The 15,331-nt window shown below is 66.9% G+C and carries 23 protein-coding genes; 17 read left to right on the top strand and 6 right to left on the bottom strand.

Annotated elements, in window-relative coordinates; genetic code table 11:
• The first annotated feature begins 95 nt into the window (after positions 1–95).
• Positions 96–1,355 carry a tRNA guanosine(34) transglycosylase Tgt gene (gene tgt / locus ON33_RS00965; protein ID WP_040853768.1) on the top strand — a complete coding sequence of 420 codons (1,260 nt, stop codon included), beginning with the start codon at positions 96–98 and terminating at the stop codon, positions 1,353–1,355.
• A gap of 35 nt (positions 1,356–1,390) precedes the next feature.
• Here tgt and ON33_RS00970 read toward each other — a convergent pair whose 3' ends face one another.
• Complete coding sequence (locus tag ON33_RS00970) at positions 1,391–2,170, bottom strand: queuosine precursor transporter (protein ID WP_040853963.1); 780 nt, start codon at positions 2,168–2,170, stop codon at positions 1,391–1,393.
• Positions 2,171–2,242: 72 nt separating this feature from the next.
• Here ON33_RS00970 and ON33_RS00975 point away from each other — a divergent pair, with 72 nt between their 5' ends.
• Positions 2,243–2,797 (top strand): DUF4190 domain-containing protein, encoded by a 555-nt coding sequence (locus ON33_RS00975; protein ID WP_040853769.1) that lies wholly within the window; start codon positions 2,243–2,245, stop codon positions 2,795–2,797.
• 98 nt (positions 2,798–2,895) lie between these two features.
• Here ON33_RS00975 and ON33_RS43875 read toward each other — a convergent pair whose 3' ends face one another.
• The 3 genes from ON33_RS43875 to ON33_RS00990 form a co-directional block, all read right to left on the bottom strand.
• Positions 2,896–3,672 carry an RDD family protein gene (locus ON33_RS43875; RefSeq protein WP_040853770.1) on the bottom strand — a complete coding sequence of 259 codons (777 nt, stop codon included), beginning with the start codon at positions 3,670–3,672 and terminating at the stop codon, positions 2,896–2,898.
• 51 nt (positions 3,673–3,723) lie between these two features.
• Entirely contained in the window at positions 3,724–4,683 is a 960-nt protein-coding gene (gluQRS, locus tag ON33_RS00985; RefSeq protein WP_051151505.1) for a tRNA glutamyl-Q(34) synthetase GluQRS, read from the bottom strand.
• Positions 4,684–4,781: 98 nt separating this feature from the next.
• Positions 4,782–5,279 (bottom strand): DUF309 domain-containing protein, encoded by a 498-nt coding sequence (locus ON33_RS00990; protein ID WP_040853967.1) that lies wholly within the window; start codon positions 5,277–5,279, stop codon positions 4,782–4,784.
• A 393-nt stretch (positions 5,280–5,672) separates the two neighbouring features.
• On the opposite strand from ON33_RS00990, the gene ON33_RS00995 reads away from it, so the two are divergent.
• Positions 5,673–5,882: a DUF397 domain-containing protein gene (locus ON33_RS00995; RefSeq protein WP_040853771.1), complete on the top strand. Its 210-nt coding sequence runs from the start codon at positions 5,673–5,675 to the stop codon at positions 5,880–5,882.
• Between the two features lie 59 nt (positions 5,883–5,941).
• Here ON33_RS00995 and qcrB read toward each other — a convergent pair whose 3' ends face one another.
• The gene (gene qcrB, locus ON33_RS01000) at positions 5,942–7,696 is read right to left on the bottom strand and encodes a cytochrome bc1 complex cytochrome b subunit (RefSeq protein ID WP_083868519.1); all 1,755 of its coding nucleotides are present in this window, start codon (positions 7,694–7,696) and stop codon (positions 5,942–5,944) included.
• A gap of 97 nt (positions 7,697–7,793) precedes the next feature.
• Between qcrB and ON33_RS01005 the strand changes: the two genes are divergently transcribed.
• Positions 7,794–9,203, top strand: a complete 1,410-nt coding sequence (locus tag ON33_RS01005; RefSeq protein WP_040853772.1) for a WS/DGAT domain-containing protein — start codon at positions 7,794–7,796, stop codon at positions 9,201–9,203.
• An 848-nt stretch (positions 9,204–10,051) separates the two neighbouring features.
• Positions 10,052–10,402 carry a hypothetical protein gene (locus ON33_RS40840; RefSeq protein ID WP_157184360.1) on the top strand — a complete coding sequence of 117 codons (351 nt, stop codon included), beginning with the start codon at positions 10,052–10,054 and terminating at the stop codon, positions 10,400–10,402.
• A 23-nt stretch (positions 10,403–10,425) separates the two neighbouring features.
• Here ON33_RS40840 and ON33_RS01015 read toward each other — a convergent pair whose 3' ends face one another.
• On the bottom strand, positions 10,426–10,797 hold the full coding sequence (locus ON33_RS01015; RefSeq protein ID WP_157184361.1) for a helix-turn-helix domain-containing protein: 372 nt from the start codon (positions 10,795–10,797) through the stop codon (positions 10,426–10,428).
• Positions 10,798–10,913: 116 nt separating this feature from the next.
• Here ON33_RS01015 and ON33_RS01020 point away from each other — a divergent pair, with 116 nt between their 5' ends.
• From ON33_RS01020 to ON33_RS01070, 12 genes are all read left to right on the top strand, one after another.
• Positions 10,914–11,156 carry an XRE family transcriptional regulator gene (locus ON33_RS01020; RefSeq protein WP_157184362.1) on the top strand — a complete coding sequence of 81 codons (243 nt, stop codon included), beginning with the start codon at positions 10,914–10,916 and terminating at the stop codon, positions 11,154–11,156.
• Entirely contained in the window at positions 11,153–11,434 is a 282-nt protein-coding gene (locus tag ON33_RS40470) for a hypothetical protein (protein WP_040853776.1), read from the top strand. The genes ON33_RS01020 and ON33_RS40470 overlap by 4 nt, the downstream gene beginning before the upstream one ends.
• 241 nt (positions 11,435–11,675) lie before the next feature.
• Positions 11,676–11,885 carry a hypothetical protein gene (locus ON33_RS01030; RefSeq protein ID WP_040853777.1) on the top strand — a complete coding sequence of 70 codons (210 nt, stop codon included), beginning with the start codon at positions 11,676–11,678 and terminating at the stop codon, positions 11,883–11,885.
• A 94-nt stretch (positions 11,886–11,979) separates the two neighbouring features.
• Positions 11,980–12,120: a hypothetical protein gene (locus tag ON33_RS40845; protein ID WP_157184363.1), complete on the top strand. Its 141-nt coding sequence runs from the start codon at positions 11,980–11,982 to the stop codon at positions 12,118–12,120.
• Entirely contained in the window at positions 12,117–12,467 is a 351-nt protein-coding gene (locus ON33_RS01035; RefSeq protein ID WP_040853778.1) for an SDR family oxidoreductase, read from the top strand. The genes ON33_RS40845 and ON33_RS01035 overlap by 4 nt, the downstream gene beginning before the upstream one ends.
• Positions 12,468–12,533: 66 nt before the next feature.
• A complete protein-coding gene (locus ON33_RS01040; RefSeq protein ID WP_040853779.1) occupies positions 12,534–12,728 on the top strand; it encodes a hypothetical protein in 195 nt (64 codons plus the stop codon).
• Positions 12,725–13,135, top strand: a complete 411-nt coding sequence (locus tag ON33_RS01045; protein WP_157184364.1) for a hypothetical protein — start codon at positions 12,725–12,727, stop codon at positions 13,133–13,135. The genes ON33_RS01040 and ON33_RS01045 overlap by 4 nt, the downstream gene beginning before the upstream one ends.
• Positions 13,132–13,320 (top strand): hypothetical protein, encoded by a 189-nt coding sequence (locus tag ON33_RS01050; protein ID WP_040853781.1) that lies wholly within the window; start codon positions 13,132–13,134, stop codon positions 13,318–13,320. The genes ON33_RS01045 and ON33_RS01050 overlap by 4 nt, the downstream gene beginning before the upstream one ends.
• Positions 13,317–13,613 (top strand): hypothetical protein, encoded by a 297-nt coding sequence (locus ON33_RS01055; RefSeq protein WP_157184365.1) that lies wholly within the window; start codon positions 13,317–13,319, stop codon positions 13,611–13,613. The genes ON33_RS01050 and ON33_RS01055 overlap by 4 nt, the downstream gene beginning before the upstream one ends.
• Entirely contained in the window at positions 13,610–14,137 is a 528-nt protein-coding gene (locus ON33_RS01060; RefSeq protein WP_083868505.1) for a WhiB family transcriptional regulator, read from the top strand. The genes ON33_RS01055 and ON33_RS01060 overlap by 4 nt, the downstream gene beginning before the upstream one ends.
• Before the next feature lie 136 nt (positions 14,138–14,273).
• The gene (locus tag ON33_RS01065; RefSeq protein ID WP_245550249.1) at positions 14,274–14,819 is read left to right on the top strand and encodes a hypothetical protein; all 546 of its coding nucleotides are present in this window, start codon (positions 14,274–14,276) and stop codon (positions 14,817–14,819) included.
• Positions 14,816–15,196 (top strand): hypothetical protein, encoded by a 381-nt coding sequence (locus ON33_RS01070; RefSeq protein ID WP_040853785.1) that lies wholly within the window; start codon positions 14,816–14,818, stop codon positions 15,194–15,196. The genes ON33_RS01065 and ON33_RS01070 overlap by 4 nt, the downstream gene beginning before the upstream one ends.
• Positions 15,197–15,331 lie beyond the last annotated feature (135 nt).

Raw genomic sequence — 15,331 nt, forward strand, 5'->3', positions numbered from 1 at the left:
AGTCGGGCCCGCACCCGAGCGGGCTCGGCGCTCGAATCCGCACCCGGCCCGCACCCAACGGTGCGGGCCAGGCCATTTTTTCGCCGGGTGAGAGGATGGCTTGCGTGTCTGCTGCCTCCGAGTTCTCGTTCAAGGTCGGTACCCGTCTGGAAGGACGGCACGGCCGGACGGGCGTGATCAGCACCCCCCACGGGGACATCGCCACCCCGGCCTTCATTCCGGTCGGCACCAAGGCGACGGTCAAGGCGGTGCTGCCGGAGACCATGAAGGAGCTCGGCTCGCAGGCGCTGCTCGCCAACGCCTATCACCTCTATCTGCAGCCCGGCCCGGACATCGTGGACGAGGCGGGGGGCGTGGCCACGTTCATGAACTGGCACGGCCCGACCTTCACCGACTCCGGCGGCTTCCAGGTCATGTCGCTGGGTGTCGGCTTCAAGAAGGTGCTGGCCATGGAATCGGTCGGCGTGCAGAACGACGATGTGATCGCCAAGGGCAAGGAGCGGCTGGCGCACGTCGACGACGACGGCGTCACCTTCCGCTCGCACCTGGACGGCTCCGAGCACCGCTTCACACCCGAGGTGTCCATGGGCATCCAGCATCAGCTGGGCGCGGACGTCATGATGGCCTTCGACGAGCTCACCACGCTCATGAACACCCGTGGCTACCAGGAGGAATCGCTGGAGCGCACCCGGCGGTGGGCGCAGCGCTGCCTGGACGAGCACGAGCGGCTCACCGCGGCCCGCTCGCATCGGCCCTATCAGGCGTTGTTCGGTGTCATACAGGGCGCGCAGTACGAGGACCTGCGCCGCAAGGCATGCCGGGATCTGGAGGAGTTGCGGGGCGCGGCCGGAACGGGATTCGACGGCTACGGCATCGGCGGCGCGCTGGAGAAGCACAACCTGGGCACCATCGTCGGCTGGTGCTGTGACGAGCTGCCCGAGGGCAAGCCGCGGCACCTGCTCGGCATCAGCGAGCCGGAGGACATCTTCACCGCGGTGGAGAACGGCGCGGACACCTTCGACTGCGTGAATCCCTCACGCGTGGCGCGGAATGCGGCGCTGTACACCGACGAGGGTCGCTTCAATATCAATACGGCCCGGTTCAAGCGGGACTTCACGCCCGTCGACGCGACCTGCGACTGCTACACCTGCGCCAACTACACCCGCGCCTACATCCACCACCTGTTCAAGGCGAAGGAGATGCTCGCCTCGACACTGTGCACCATCCACAACGAGCGGTTCACGGTGCGGCTGGTGGATCGGGTGCGGGAGAGCATCGACGGCGGGTATTTCGACGATTACCAGAACGAGTTCCTCGGCCGTTGGCGCGGCCGTATCAAAGCCCCTGGCCGGTAAGGGAGTTCGATCCGGCCGCGCCAAAGCCGGTCGCGTCACTCGTAGATGGCGGAGCGTTCGCGCGGGCGGTACGAGGGCTCGTGCCGCTTCAGGAAGGCGATGCAGCGGTAGCTGATCGGCAGCACCATCATCTCGACGAGCGTCTTCCAGACGAAGCCCACGAGCGTGTAGTTGATGTAGTCGCCCCAGGTGTGGATGCCGATGGCGGTGGCGGCGATGGAGCAGAAGACGAAGGTGTCGCCGAATTCGCCCGCCACGGTGGAGCCGAGGAGCCGGGCCCACAGGTGCTTCTCCTTGGTGCGCTCCTTGATGAGCACCAGGGTGGCCGAGTTGAGGAACTGGCCCACGAAGTAGCCCGCGATGCCGGCGAACGCCAGCTGCGGGGTGTGGCCGAGCACGTCCCCGAACGCGGAACCGTTCTGATCCAGGTCTCCGGTGGGCAGCTTGATGACGATCTGGAAGCAGGCGATCATCAGCAGCAGCGCGGCGAACCCGTAGTAGACGATCCGGCGGGTCGCGCGGAACCCGTAGACCTCGCTGAGGACGTCGCCGATGACGTAGGCGAGCGGGAAGAGGAAGAACGCGCCGTCCATGGTGAGCGGCAGCACGGTGATGGGGCCGAAGGACACATGGTGTCCGGTGAAGAATTGGACGCCTTTGGCGACACAGACGTTCGAGATCAGCAGGACGGCGGTGAAGGCCACCGCCACCGGCGTGAAATATCCCCCCGCCGCGTCCGCGAATGCCGCGTGCTCGGGCGCGGGGTGCCCAGATCGGTCGGTGCCGACCTGCTGCTCGGTGTCGCTCTTTTCGATATCACTCACGCCGGAAAGTATCCCTGCCTCGACCGATGGGTACCGACCGATGGGTTGGCCTAGGATTGGCGAATGACGACTCCCGGCGATTCCGACGAGTGGTGGAAGCAGTACGGCGGTGAGGGCGTGACGCCCGAGACCCCGCCCGCGGCGCCGCCGCAGTCGGCCCCGCCACCGGCCGGCTATACCTCCGCGCCGCAGTACCAGAATCCACCGCTGACCCCGCCGCCGCAGCCGGTGTACCCGAACTATCAACCGCCGCAGGCGAATCCGATGCCGTCCTACCCGAGCTATCCGGCCGCCGGGCAGCAGTCCCCGGCCTACGGCCAGCCGGGATACCAGCCCTACGGCTACGGCGCACCGGTGCAGCAGACCAATTCGCTGGCCATCGCCTCGCTGGTGGTGTCGATCATCGGCGTGCCTGCCATGTTCTTCTGCGCGTTCCTGCCGATCGTCTCGATCGTCGGCCTGGTGCTGGGCATTGTGGCGCTGAACCAGCTCAAGAATACCCAGCAGCAGGGCCGTGGGCTCGCGCTGGGCGGCGTCTGGGTGAGCGGCATCAGCATCGTCATCGGCGTCGCCCTGTTCCTGATCCTGATCATCGCCGGGGCGACGGGCTCATCCTGACGGAAGCTGTTGGGTGGCAATCGGTTCGGCCATCCCGGAGATGAAAATGGGGCGCATCCGTGCGGATGCGCCCCATTTCTCGAGCCTGCCGGGGAAGGTCAGCCCTTCAGCACCTGGGTGCCGCCGGCGAACTTGTCGTGCCAGCCCTGCTTGTTCGGGTCCTGCTCGATGGTGATCGCGATGTAGATCGCCATACCGAGGCCGATCAGCCAGCCCAGGCACGGGATCAGCTGGACGATGATGTACAGGTTGCGCTTGGCCGAGGTGGCCGGGTCGATCGGGCCGCCGCCGGGGCCGACCACGCGCAGGCCCAGGATCTTCTTGCCGAGCGTCTGGCCGCCCTGCTGGGTCTCCATCAGGATGAAGTAGCCGAACAGGATGACCGGCAGCAGCACGCTCCAGGCCCACGCGATGTTGTTGGGCAGCAGCGCCTCGATGATGGCGCCCGGGATGCCGATGATCAGGCTGTCGATGATGCGGGCGGCGAACCGGGTCCACAGGTCACCCGGCTGCGCGCCACCGAATCCGCCGGCGCCGAAACCGGGCTGGCCGCCGCCCGGGTAGGGCTGGTACGGCTGCTGGCCGTAGGGCTGCTGCTGGCCGTAGGGGTCGGACTGACCGAACGACTGCTGACCGAACTGCGGCTGCTGGCCGTAGGGATCGGACTGCTGGCCGTAGGGCTGCTGGCCGTACGGCTGCTCCGGCTGCTTACCGTAGGGGTCGGACTGCTGGCCGTAAGGCTGCGGCTGCTGGCCGTAGGGGTCGGACTGCTGTCCGTAGGGCTGCTGCCCGTACGGCTGCTGGGGCTGTTGCGGCTGCCCGTACGGCTGGCCACCCTGCGGATACTGGTTGGGGTCGTACCCACCGCTCGTCATTGTTTCGCCGTCCTCGTCGAATTCGTTCGGGATCTGGGTCGAGTGCGTACGTTACGGACACGAACTGGGTTGCAACAACCCGTTGGGGTCGAGTGTCCACGGTTCGCGTGGCAGGTTCTCCGGGTTGAATTGTGCCAGCACGGCGGACGGCGTAGTCGCGCCTGCGTAGCCCAATGACGCGGCGAGCGCGCCCAGCACCTGGTGCGGGGATTCGCCGAGGGCCATCCGGTCGCGCAGGGTGACCGCGCCGTCGCGCTTCGCGAGGCGTTGCCCGGAGGTGTTGAGCACCAACGGGACATGGACGTATTCGGGCATCGGCAGGCCCAGCAGGGTGGCCAGGTACGCCTGCCGCGGCGTGGAGGGCAGCAGGTCGTCGCCGCGCACCACCTGATCGATGCCCTGGTCGGCGTCGTCGACCACCACCGCGAGGTTGTAGGCGGGGGTGCCGTCGCCGCGTCGCAGCACCAGATCGTCCACCGCGCCGCGATATTCGCCGAGCAAGCGGTCGGTGACGGTGAATTCGGTGACGCCGGAGCGCAATCGCAGCGCGGCGGGCCGGCCCTCGTCGCGCCGCCGCTGCTTCTCGCGTTCGGTGAGATTCCGGCAGGTCCCCGGGTAGGCGCCCATCGGACCGTGCGGCGCGGTCACCGCCTGCTGGATCTCCTTACGCGTGCAGAAGCATTCGTAGGTGTGGCCCGCGGCGGTCAGGCGCTCGATGGCAGCGGTGTAGAGCGGCAGCCGCTGGGACTGCCACACCACCGGTGGATCCCAGTCCAGGCCGATGGCCGACAGATCCTCCAACTGCCGCTGTGCCGCACCCGTTTTCACCCGGTCCAGATCCTCGACCCGCATCAGGAATCCGCGTCCGGTGGACCGGGCGAACAGCCAGGCCAGCAGTCCGGTGCGCAGGTTGCCCAGGTGCAGGTCGCCGGATGGGCTGGGCGCGAAGCGGCCGTGGCCGGGGCGGGGATCCCGACGGTCGGTGGTCGCTGTGGCGGGGTCGGTGGGCACGGTTCTCGATGGTAGTTCGCATGCTTCGCACTCCCGCTGGTCCTTCGCACTGTCGCGGGCGCATATCCGGGCTGTGGTGTGACAGCTGGACTGCGAATTCAGTGGGGGATTGTGAGACGCGGCCGAAGATCGTTGTCGGAGATGGTTTTTCCCTGGTCGAGTGCGGTCAGCAGGGTGTATGCGCGGTCCAGCAGACCGGGTGCGTCGATGCCGTAGGGCGCGGGACCGTATGCGGCGAGACGCTGTGCCGCGCGCTCCAGCAGGGTGCGGGCGCCCTTGGGGTTTCCGCGCTGAATGTGGGTGAGTCCAACGGCAAACTGCGCGAGGCCCTGCCACAGCGACTTCTCGGCGAACGGACCGTTCTTCCACGCGGCCTCGAGTACCTCGTGGGCGTTGAAAGCCAGGCCGTCGTCGAGGAGGCGCTGGGCGTAGTCGAGGGTTTCGGCCGGTGGCAGGTCGAGATCATCGGGGATGCGGGCGACACCGGCGCTGCCGAATGGGAGAGGTCGCCCAAAACGGTCACGAGGTCGGGCATTCCGGGCACGTCCGTTCTCGTCTCGGTCCCGTCCGGTGTCGTCCTGGGTGGGCTGGGGCATGTTCTCCATGATTCCCCATCACGGGTGACGGGTGCGTGCACGGAGTTTGCCGGGGGGTGCGCGAATGGCCGGATAACGGAATTCGGACTTCTGAAATCACATAGCCTCAAATTACGGCTATTTCAGTGCAAATAATTAGCTGGCAAACCTTGCCGTAAATTTGCTGATTGAAAACGAAAGAATGCGATCTCCCTATGACGAAGCCTGCTAGGGTTTAGCGCGGGAACGGCCACCGGGGGTGCATTCCCATCGCGAAGTGCGGAGACAGGTTGTACGGAGCGTTTGCGTGCAACCCGTGGCGCGCCCGGGATTCCCGATTTTCGACGGATCCCGAGGTCGCCGAGATCGATGCCAGCAGGATTCCAAGCTTGACGCAGAAAAGGAGCTAGTACCGTGAAGGTGGATTTCACAGGCGCCGTGTGGCGCAAGAGCAAACACAGCGGCCCCAACGGCAACTGCGTGGAGGTCGCCTTTCTCGGCGACGGCAATGTCGCGGTCCGCGATAGCAAGGAGCACGGGCGCGGGCCGATCCTGGCCTTCACCCCCGGCGAATGGGACGCCTTCGTAGCGGGCGTCTCCGATGGCGAGTTCAAGCGGGCCTGACCGCTGCTCCACCGGGAAAAACGAGAAGCCCCCGAGTCCCGGAGACTCGGGGGCTCTGTTCATCCGCCCTTCGCTTCGCTTCGGGCGGGTTCGCGGCCCTGGAAGCTCGCTTCTTCCCTCCTCCGCTCATCCGCTTCGCTCCCCCGCTCCGTCAGTCCAGAATCGAGCCGGGCCGCGAACTGTGGGTTCTGGTTGCTGTGGGTGCGGTTCTGAGCGTTACGCAGCACCGCCAGCCGCGCGTGCTCGGCGGCCTGGTCGTTGGCGGCATTGAGTTCGCGTTCCTCGGGCGGATCGGCCCAGAAGAACGCGCCGGTGCCGGGCCGTCCGGCGACGCCGAGTTCGTTCATCTTCCGGGGCACGCGGGCGCCCTGATACTCCAGCGGAATCGGATGGCCGTGTTCGTCCACGGGGCCGAGCGGCTGGTGCACCTCGATGTACTCGCCGTGCGGAAGCCGCCGCACCACACCGGTTTCGATGCCGTGCTCGAGCACACTGCGGTCGGCGCGCTGCAGGCCCACGCACAGCCGGTAGGCGATGGTGTAGGCCAGCGCCGGGACGGTGAGCAGCGCGATGCGGAAGGCCCAGGTGGTGGCATTGAGCGAGATGTCGAACTTGAAGGCGATGATGTCGTTGACGCAGGCCAGGGTGAGGATCAGGTAGAAACTCAGCGACATGGCCCCGATGGCGGTGCGCACCGGCACGTCGCGCGGCCGCTGCAGCAGGTTGTGCCGGGCCCGATCTCCGGTGAGCCGCTTCTCGATCCACGGGTAGGCGATGATCAGCGTGAAGATGAGCGGCATGAACAGCGCCACGGAGAACGCGCCCGGGACGGTGTGCCCGAAGGGATAGGCCTCCCAGGCCGGGAACAGGCGCAGAAATCCGTCGGTCCACATCATGTAGAAGTCGGGCTGGGTGCCGGCGGAGACCTGAGAGGGGTTGTAGGGCCCCAGGTTCCAGATCGGATTGATCTGCAGCAGTCCGCCCATGAGCGCCAGCACGCCGAGGGTGAAGGCGAAGTACGCGCCCTGATCGAGGGAGAAGACCGGCACGATCCGGGTACCGATGACGTTCTTCTCGGTGCGTCCCGGGCCCGGGTACTGGGTGTGCTTCTGGTACCAGACCAGTGCAATGTGAATTCCGATGAGCGCCAGCATGATTCCGGGCAGCAGTAGGACGTGCGCGATGTAGAGCCGCGGGATGATGATGCTGCCGGGGAAGTCCCCGCCGAACATGAGCCAGTGCAGCCAGGTGCCGATCACCGGGCTGCCCAAGGTGATTCCGGCGAAGGCGGCGCGCAGGCCGGTGCCGGAGAGCAGGTCGTCGGGGAGTGAGTAGCCGAAGAAGCCCTCGAACATGGCCATGATGAACAGCAGCGCGCCGATCACCCAGTTGGCCTCGCGGGGTTTGCGGAAGGCGCCGGTGAAGAAGACCCGGCACATGTGGATGATCATGGCCGCGGTGAACAGCAGTGCGGCCCAGTGGTGTACCTGCCGGACGAAGAGTCCGCCGCGGACGTCGAAGGAGATGTTCAGCGCGCTCTCGTAGGCGCGTGACATGGTGACCCCGCGCAGCGGCTGGTAGGCCCCGTTGTAGGTCACGTCCTGCATGGACGGGTCGAAATACAAGGTCAAATAGATGCCGGACAGCAGCAGAATGACGAAGCTGTACAGCGCTATTTCACCGAGCAGGAACGACCAGTGGGTCGGAAATACCTTGTTGATGGATCTTTTCAGGAATGCGGCGCCTTTGTAGCGCTGGTCCATGTCATCGGCTTGTTCCGCAAGTCGATCGGCGAACCTGTTGGTGGTTGCCATCGCGGTCACCCCGCCCCCGGGAGAATGGTAAGGCTTCTACTACAAACGGTAGCACCCAGAGCCGCTGGGCAGGGCGGGGTTTCGTTATGGTCGTCGGGTGAAATCCCTGGCCGCCCGGGACGCCACCATGTACTGGCTGTCCGCGCGTACCCGCAACGATCTGTTCCTGCTCTACTGCTTCGCGGACACCGGACGCGAGGCGGGCGAGCTGCGGGCGGACGTCGCGGACCGGGTACTCCATATTCCGGATTTGCTGGTGCGCGTGCTGGATACTCCTGCAAACATTGCGTATCCGATTTGGGTGACTTGCGAATTCACTGATGAGCAGTTCGTCGACCATCACCGGAGCGATGCGACCTGGGGCGGTGTCACCGCCGCGCTCGGCGATCTGCTCGCCACGGGCCTGATTGCGAGCGACCGCCCCTGGCGGCTGCACGTCTTCCGGAAGGTCCGCGATGTGCCGGGATTCGCTACCGGCGAGACCGCGCTCATAGCGGTGCTCCAGCTATCGCACGCGCTGGCCGACGGCCGCCGCGCCGCCGCCATGGCGCGCGCCCTGTTCGGCCGCAGTGACTTTCCGGCATCGACGGCCCCGGTGCCCGCCGGCCGGCTCGTCGATCACCGCCTCCCGCGCGCCATCCGCGCCACCGCCACGCGCGCCCTCGCCACCACCATCGCCCTGCCCGCCATCCCGATCGATATGGCGCGCACCGTCGTTCGCGGCGTGGCCGCCGCCCGGGCCCAGCGGCAGCTGGCCGAGCTCACGGCCGCCGGTGAACTACCCCCGCCCGCACCCGACGCCGACCCGACCATCCTGAACGGCGAGGGCGGGCCGCCCGCCGCCCACACCGTGCGAATGCTGGTGTGCGACAAGCATCGCCTGCGGGTCCCGTCCCACTCGGTGACCGTGGTGGCCCTCACCGCCGTCTCGATCGCACTGGAACGCCACCTCCGCGCCCGCGGCGCGCTGCCGCCCGAACTCCGCGCCCAGGTCCCCATGGCGACAGCCGCGCCCGGCGACACCCACAACGGCTACCGCGACCTCTCGGTGGATCTGTCCGTCTCCGAACCCGATCCGCGCGCCCGGGCCACCCGCATCGCGGCCGACCTCGCCGCCCGCCGTCACCGCGCCGCCCACCCCCTCCAAAACGCCCAGGACGCCGTAACCGCAGTCCTCCCCGCCCCCCTCCTGCACCGTGAGGTGACGCGCGCCCCCATAAACGCACTCCCCCCACGAGTTTCAGGTCACACCGTCGTCTCCAGCGTCGACCGCGGCACAGCGGACCTCGAGTTCGGCGGCGGCGCGGCCCGTTTCACAGCCGGCTTCCCCGCCCTGGGCGCCGTCATGCACCTGACCCACGGCCTCCACGGTCTCGGCGACACCCTGACCGTCTCCCTCCACGCCGACCCCGCAGTCATCCCCGACATCGACGCCTACGCGGCAGCGCTGGAGGCCGCGCTGGACGAGGTCGCCCACGCGTTGCGGGAATCCGAACCCGAGGGCTGAGCGGGGTCGCCCGGCGCCGACATGCGGAAAGCCCCGGCCGGACTGAGTCCGGCCGGGGCTTTCGAAGCGGAGGATAGGGGATTTGAACCCCGCTTATCGAGCTGCTGATTCTCCTTGACCAGCGGTTCCGCGCGTCTCAGTGAATTTCAGCGCGGCTCCTGACCTGCATGTTAGACGCGAGTGTGGACGCGGTCCACACCTCGGCGGCACGGCGGGCGACCCGTCGAACGTGTCGTACACAGGCCCCGGCGAGGCCCTCGGCAGGGCCGCGACAGGGCCGATCAGCGTGCCATCAATATGACTTAATGTGCCAGCTAGAAATTCATCACAATTCGCGCGTTCTAGACAATCCACCCTCACGAAATAATTTCCATTCGGAATATTTGGCCACCGACGGCGGGTGGATGTGAGCACAGGTTCTAGTTCGCGGCTCGGCTGTGAATTTGCTGTGAGTCGGACTCTGCTGCTGACGGATACCATGTCTATCCTGCACAAACAGACCGCACGGTCAAACTGACCGGTATCTGTCGGACTATAGATATCCGACAATTCGTGTCAGACTGTGGATCTCGCGTAACAGCTGGTTGACGGGCTTCGATAAAAGTCGTTTGCGCCTGAAATATGTTGATAGATAACGGCGTACGGCATCCCTGACGTTCATTCGCGACACTCCCGAATGAAATCGATCTGCCCATTGATTCGCGGCGCTAACCTCGGAAGCAAGCGCTCGCCCATGTCGGCGGCGCGTCTCGTGGACTCTTCAATCGAATAGTCAGTTCATGACCTGGCGAGGGGCCACGCTGGGCGGGGAAGAGGCGTGCAATGCATCAATTTCACAGGGGCCGTCCTTGAGCGAGCCCATCGAGTTTGGAATCGGGCGCGCGGAGATTCCCGCACCCCTGGAACAGGCACTTGCTCGACACGTTCGCGCTCTGCACGAGCTCGGCATTGAGCATGGCGAACCGCTGGGACGCGTCCGCATCGACCCGGACCGACATCGCGTCGAAATCGGATCGCTCATGGTGCACAACGACGGCGTCATCGAGATCGTGCCGTGTGAGGACACCACCCTGGAGCAGTTGATCGCCCTCGATAGCGAGGCGATTCGCGCCAAGCTCGGCACGCCTGAGCGTCGGCGAGGCTGGACCGCCATTCCCGGATATGGCTGGCACGTAGCCATATTCGAGGAACTTCGATAGCAGCACGCGCCAGCGCGCCGCCCTCAAGCGTTGCGCTGGCGCGCCTCGGCGCGCTTCTGGAGCTCGGCCGCGCGGTCGGCGTCGCCTTCGCCGGTGAACGTCTCGACGCCTGCCGACCTGGTTCCCTCGCGCACGCCCGCGGCCTCGACGAGTGCCTCGTCGGCCGGGCGTAGCAGCGTGACCATCGACCAGCTCAGCACGCGGGCGATCGACTCGAGGTCGTTGACGTTCAGTGGCAAGTCATCCCGCAACCTGACGTTCAGGTAGGTCGGCCCGAGGCCGGCCGCCTTGGCTAGGTCGAGCTGACTCATATTCCGGCGCGCGAGTTCGGCGCGTATCTCTCGCGAGACCGCGCGGCCGGCAACCCCCGCTGGGCCGATGGTGGATCTACCCATGCCCGCGAGGGTAGCAAAAAACGCTCGCTGCGTACCTTTAGAACGCGTAGAACGTAAATGACACGCCACAAACGTAACGAAGTTCTCTGAACGTAAATACGTGTATGGTGACGAGCGTGAAGGGCATCACCGACACGGAGCGACTAGCCGCTGAGATCCGCGCTGAAATGGGCCGTCAGCGCAAACGCGTACGCGAATTCGCGCAGGTCATCGGCAGGACCGAACCCACGGCGCGCAACCGCCTGAGCGGCCGTTTCCCGTTCACCGTCGACGAGCTCGCCGCCACCGCGCGGTGGCTCGGCAAGTCGCTCACCGATCTCGCGACCGCCGCCGGTCTGGACGAAGGAGAGGCAGCATGACGACCACCGAACCTGAAATCACCGAGCCCGAAACGCGCACGCACGCACTCGATTACGCCGCCGACCGGATCGGCGCGCCGTCGATTGACTGGCTGCTGCGCCGCTTGCGCCGCCGCGAGCTCCCCGGCCGCCTGGTCGGCCGGACCTGGCGCATGACGGACAGCGACATCGCGCGCTCGATCGAGCTGCTCGCCCGCCCGGCGATCGTCGTGGTGCCCGATCCCGCTGGCCTGACCCCCGCGAGCCGCCGCCGCCTGAATCGTCGCCGGTCGGCCTGACCCCAGAGCCACTCGGCGGTATCCGCCCCGCCGCGCTGCCGAGTGCGCGCCCGGGCCGGGATCCCAGAGCCCTCACTCTGCCCGGCGCAGGCGCACCTCCAAATCCCAACGCAGACAAGGAGATACCTGTGGACCTGCTCACCTGGATCTGCTCGCTGATTCACCCCGCCCCGAAGCCGATTCCCGAGATCCTGCCCCTGCCCATGCAGACCCCGATCGGCGTGTTGCCCTGGGGCCCGGCATGATCGTCGCGCTCTTCGTGGGGTTGTGGGCGCTGGCCATCGCCGCGCTGCCTTCGCTGATTCGTCTCGCGTGCTCGGAAAGCGTGCCCGAGCCGTCGAATCATCTTCGCCCGACCGTCTACGCGTGGGTGCGCGAGCTCCCGCAGCCCACGCCGACGCCGATCCTGCTGCCGCACTGGGATCTCGTGGCCGGAGCGTGGCCGCAGTGACCATCATCGACACCCGAACTCTGCTGGTAACGGCGGTCGTGACGATGCTCGTGGTCCTCACCTTGGGATGGCTTGGCCTGGTGGTGATTCCACGATGAGCTTCCACATCCCGCACCACATCCCGCACCCGGACCCCGACACGCTCGCCCTGCTGCGCGATGTCGCCCTCGGCGCCCTGGTCATCGCCTCCATGGTCGTGCTCGGCCTGATCGCCAGCATGGGAGGGACACCATGAGGCATCGCCTCGGGCAGGCAACCGACGCCTTCATGCACGTCACCTGGCCCTGGTTCGCCGCCCTGGTCGGCAACTGGCTGCTGTACGCGACCGGCTGGATCGGCGTGATGCAGCTTTTCGCCGTGGTCGTCATCGTGCTGGGCGTCTGCGGGGTGATCGCGATCGGAATCGGGATCTGGCTCGGCGCCGCGCTGATCTCCGATTCCCGCAAGCAGCGCACCTACCAGCGGCGCGCGGCGCGCGGCCGTCATCCGTCCTCCGGCCGCTGGGTTGTCGCGGACCGGGGGATCGGGAAGCCCAGCGCGGGTGATGAATTCCCCGCGCTGGGCGACCTGCCAAACCCCTGACATCACCGCGCCCCGCCCGAGATAGCAGCTCGAGCGGGGCGCATTCCAGAGATCAAGGAGATTGTAATGGTCAAGCATCGTCGCGGCTGGCGTGCCTGGGTGCGATTCCGCCGCAACCCGGACCCCATTGTCGCCGCCGCACTGCAGGCGAAAGCGTTCGCCGAAGCACCGACCCAGACGTACCCCATCTACGACGAGCGCCTCGAGGTCTGCGTCGACCGGCCCCGCCTGCTCGACAATGGTCAGGCGGTGAACTGGTGACACAAGCACCGATCACCATGGACCGCTGGACCCTGCAGGACGCGATCCGGCCCGCTGTCGCAGAGTTCATGAACGCGCTCGCACCGGACGCTCCTCCGTTGTGGTGGACATTGTCGTTCAGCCGGGAACTTCCCGAGCTGTCCGGAATGGTTGACGAGGACGATCACGCCGATCCTGCGGCGGTCGCGCAGCAGTGGGCGGGATTGCTGGGCCTCGTCAACGATGAAACCTCAGACGACGGTGTGCGCAGGCTCCACGGCCCGTTCCCCGATGGGTCCATGCGCCGTATCCAGGTTTGGTACATCGCCGATCGGGCCAAGTTCGACGCCGCCCGCGAGCGCCACCACGCACGGGCGGCACAGGACGAGACCGATCAGGCGCCGGCCGGTGAGGCGGTGACCGAATGAGCGCACCGCACACCGCCCTTGGGACCGCGATCGCGGAACTCGCCGAGCACGCGCTGCAGAACTGCACCGAATTGCGTACCTCCGTGCTCGATTTCGCTGACGAGCTGGACGCGACAGACGGGGCGGGGCTCACGAACGCGGAGATCGCCGGTCGCCTCCGCAACCTTGTGGGGGAGCAATGGTGACCGATCCCGAGACAGTCGACGAGCAGATGGTCGAGCAGCTGCGCGCCGAGAATGCCCAGCTGCGCGCGGATCTCGACGTTGCCGAGGCGAAGATCGCGATCCTCGACACGGCCAACACGCGCTTCCAGGAGAGGAACGCGGGCCTGCTGAAGCAGATCGCGGCCGCGAAGACCCAGATCGCCAACCTTCGTGAGCAGCGAAAGGAGCTGCGCGGGAAGCTGTTCGACCAGACGGTCGCCGAGGCGAACGCGCGCACGGCCGACCCTGAGGTGAGGGTGGGGGCCGCAGAATGAACTGGCATGCCCGAGCGGCGTGTGGAGGGTCTCCGGCCGACTGGGTGGTCACGGGAGACCACGAAGCGCAGAAGCGCGCGAAGCGCGTCTGCGTCAAGGCTTGTCCAGTTCGCCTGGAATGCGGGAAGGACGCGCACCGCACCGGCGAGGAATACAGCATCCGGGCCGGGTTCAACTGCGCGACCCCGGCCGGGCGGCGCGACCTGCGTGCGTGGCTCGGCGTGGAAAAGCCCGTGACCGTGGAAAAGCCCGTGACCGTGCGGGTGTGCGAGTGCGGGCGCGAGTTCGCGTCTCCGTTCGCGAGGTGCGTGCCGTGCATGCAAGGGCTCGTCGACGCCGGGCCCGTACGCGCCCACGTCGAGCGACTGGAAGCGTCCATGACCCGGGCGCAGATCACTGAACTGGCGCACGTGTCCAGGGCCACGCTGACGAGTCTCATGAAACCCGAGAAGCCGTACGTGAAGTCCGAGATCGCCGAACGAATCCGCGCCGTCCAACCGGACACCGAAAAGGCGCCGGCATGAACGACATTCGCGCCCTCACCGCGCATCGCAGCCCCCGAAACATGAAAGGCCAGTTCGTAGCATGAATGCCCCTATCTGCTTCCTGGATTGCGAAACCGACGGCCTCCACCCCGAGTGTCAGCCGTATGAGATCGCGATGATCCGCCGCGATGAATCCGGCACCCGGCGCATCGAGTTCTTCGTCGAGATCGACCTGAGCACCGCCGATCCCGCCGGCCTGAGGGTCGGCCGGTTCTACGACCGCCACCCGCTCGGCCGGTTCCTGTCCGGACTCGACAATTCCGTGTCCGGCACGGCATTGAGCGCCGCCCATGCTGCGCAGCTGGTAGCGCGCCACACCCACGGCGCCACCATCGTCGGCGTCGTCCCGAGCTTCGATACCGGGGTACTCGCCAGACTGCTGCGCTCCCAGCGCCTCACGCCCGCGTGGCACTACCACCTCACCGACGTTGTGGACATGGGCGCCGGCTGGCTGCACGGCGCAGCGGCACCGGTGAAAGCCGTGATGCCCGAGTCGATTCGCGAGGTGCTCGCGCAGCGCTGGAAGTCCGAGGAGGTGTCGCTCGCCTGCGGTGTCGAGCCGCCCGGCGTCGACGAGCGGCACACCGCGATGGGCGATGCCCGCTGGGCGATGCGCTGGTACGACCAGATCACCGCCGCGGCCGATGGCGGTGCGCAGTGAATCGACCCATCGATCAAATTCCCGCGACCGACAAGCGGTCGCCCTCGCACCTTTGGGAAGTGGGCCACGAGTACCTGGTCAATTCCATGCGCCTCGGTCAGGACCCCGCTGTCCGTCTTGAGATGGCCAATACGGCGATCCTGCTGTTCTCGGCGGCACAGGTCCAGACGTTCATGGGCATTGAGAAGCACCTCGGCCAGCTGGTCGAGTGTGGCCCGGCCGGCGTCGCCCTCTTCGACAGGCTGGCTACTGCCCTGGAGCTGAACGCCGTCATCAACGCCGACGTCACCCGCCTCGGCTTCGCGCCGGGGCCGGAGCTCGACGCCGCGCGCGACTGGATCCGCGACCGGATCGCCGACATCGTCTCGCGGACGTGACATGAGCGACAGCAACGTCGTGCCGGGGCCGTGGCCTGACAGCAGTCGGGCCACGGCCCCCGCTCGCACGACGAAACCTGAACAGCCGCAGCCGATTCCGCACCGCTACAAGGTGGGCAAGCACGGGCCGGTCGT

Origin of the sequence: Nocardia niigatensis NBRC 100131 (assembly GCF_000308655.1) — a bacterium.
Taxonomy (GTDB): Bacteria; Actinomycetota; Actinomycetes; order Mycobacteriales; family Mycobacteriaceae; genus Nocardia; species Nocardia niigatensis.

Excerpts from the sequence above, each read along its gene's own strand:
- ON33_RS43875 (WP_040853770.1), bottom strand. The coding sequence starts at position 3,672 with ATGACGAGCGGTGGGTACGACCCCAACCAGTATCCGCAGGGTGGCCAG.
- ON33_RS01015 (WP_157184361.1), bottom strand. The coding sequence starts at position 10,797 with ATGGGTAGATCCACCATCGGCCCAGCGGGGGTTGCCGGCCGCGCGGTC.
- qcrB (WP_083868519.1), bottom strand. The coding sequence starts at position 7,696 with ATGGCAACCACCAACAGGTTCGCCGATCGACTTGCGGAACAAGCCGAT.
- ON33_RS00975 (WP_040853769.1), top strand. The coding sequence starts at position 2,243 with ATGACGACTCCCGGCGATTCCGACGAGTGGTGGAAGCAGTACGGCGGT.
- ON33_RS01065 (WP_245550249.1), top strand. The coding sequence starts at position 14,274 with ATGATCCGCCGCGATGAATCCGGCACCCGGCGCATCGAGTTCTTCGTC.
- tgt (WP_040853768.1), top strand. The coding sequence starts at position 96 with ATGGCTTGCGTGTCTGCTGCCTCCGAGTTCTCGTTCAAGGTCGGTACC.
- ON33_RS01040 (WP_040853779.1), top strand. The coding sequence starts at position 12,534 with ATGGTCAAGCATCGTCGCGGCTGGCGTGCCTGGGTGCGATTCCGCCGC.
- ON33_RS01030 (WP_040853777.1), top strand. The coding sequence starts at position 11,676 with ATGATCGTCGCGCTCTTCGTGGGGTTGTGGGCGCTGGCCATCGCCGCG.
- ON33_RS40470 (WP_040853776.1), top strand. The coding sequence starts at position 11,153 with ATGACGACCACCGAACCTGAAATCACCGAGCCCGAAACGCGCACGCAC.
- ON33_RS40845 (WP_157184363.1), top strand. The coding sequence starts at position 11,980 with ATGAGCTTCCACATCCCGCACCACATCCCGCACCCGGACCCCGACACG.
- ON33_RS01050 (WP_040853781.1), top strand. The coding sequence starts at position 13,132 with ATGAGCGCACCGCACACCGCCCTTGGGACCGCGATCGCGGAACTCGCC.
- ON33_RS01035 (WP_040853778.1), top strand. The coding sequence starts at position 12,117 with ATGAGGCATCGCCTCGGGCAGGCAACCGACGCCTTCATGCACGTCACC.
- ON33_RS01060 (WP_083868505.1), top strand. The coding sequence starts at position 13,610 with ATGAACTGGCATGCCCGAGCGGCGTGTGGAGGGTCTCCGGCCGACTGG.
- ON33_RS00990 (WP_040853967.1), bottom strand. The coding sequence starts at position 5,279 with ATGCCCCAGCCCACCCAGGACGACACCGGACGGGACCGAGACGAGAAC.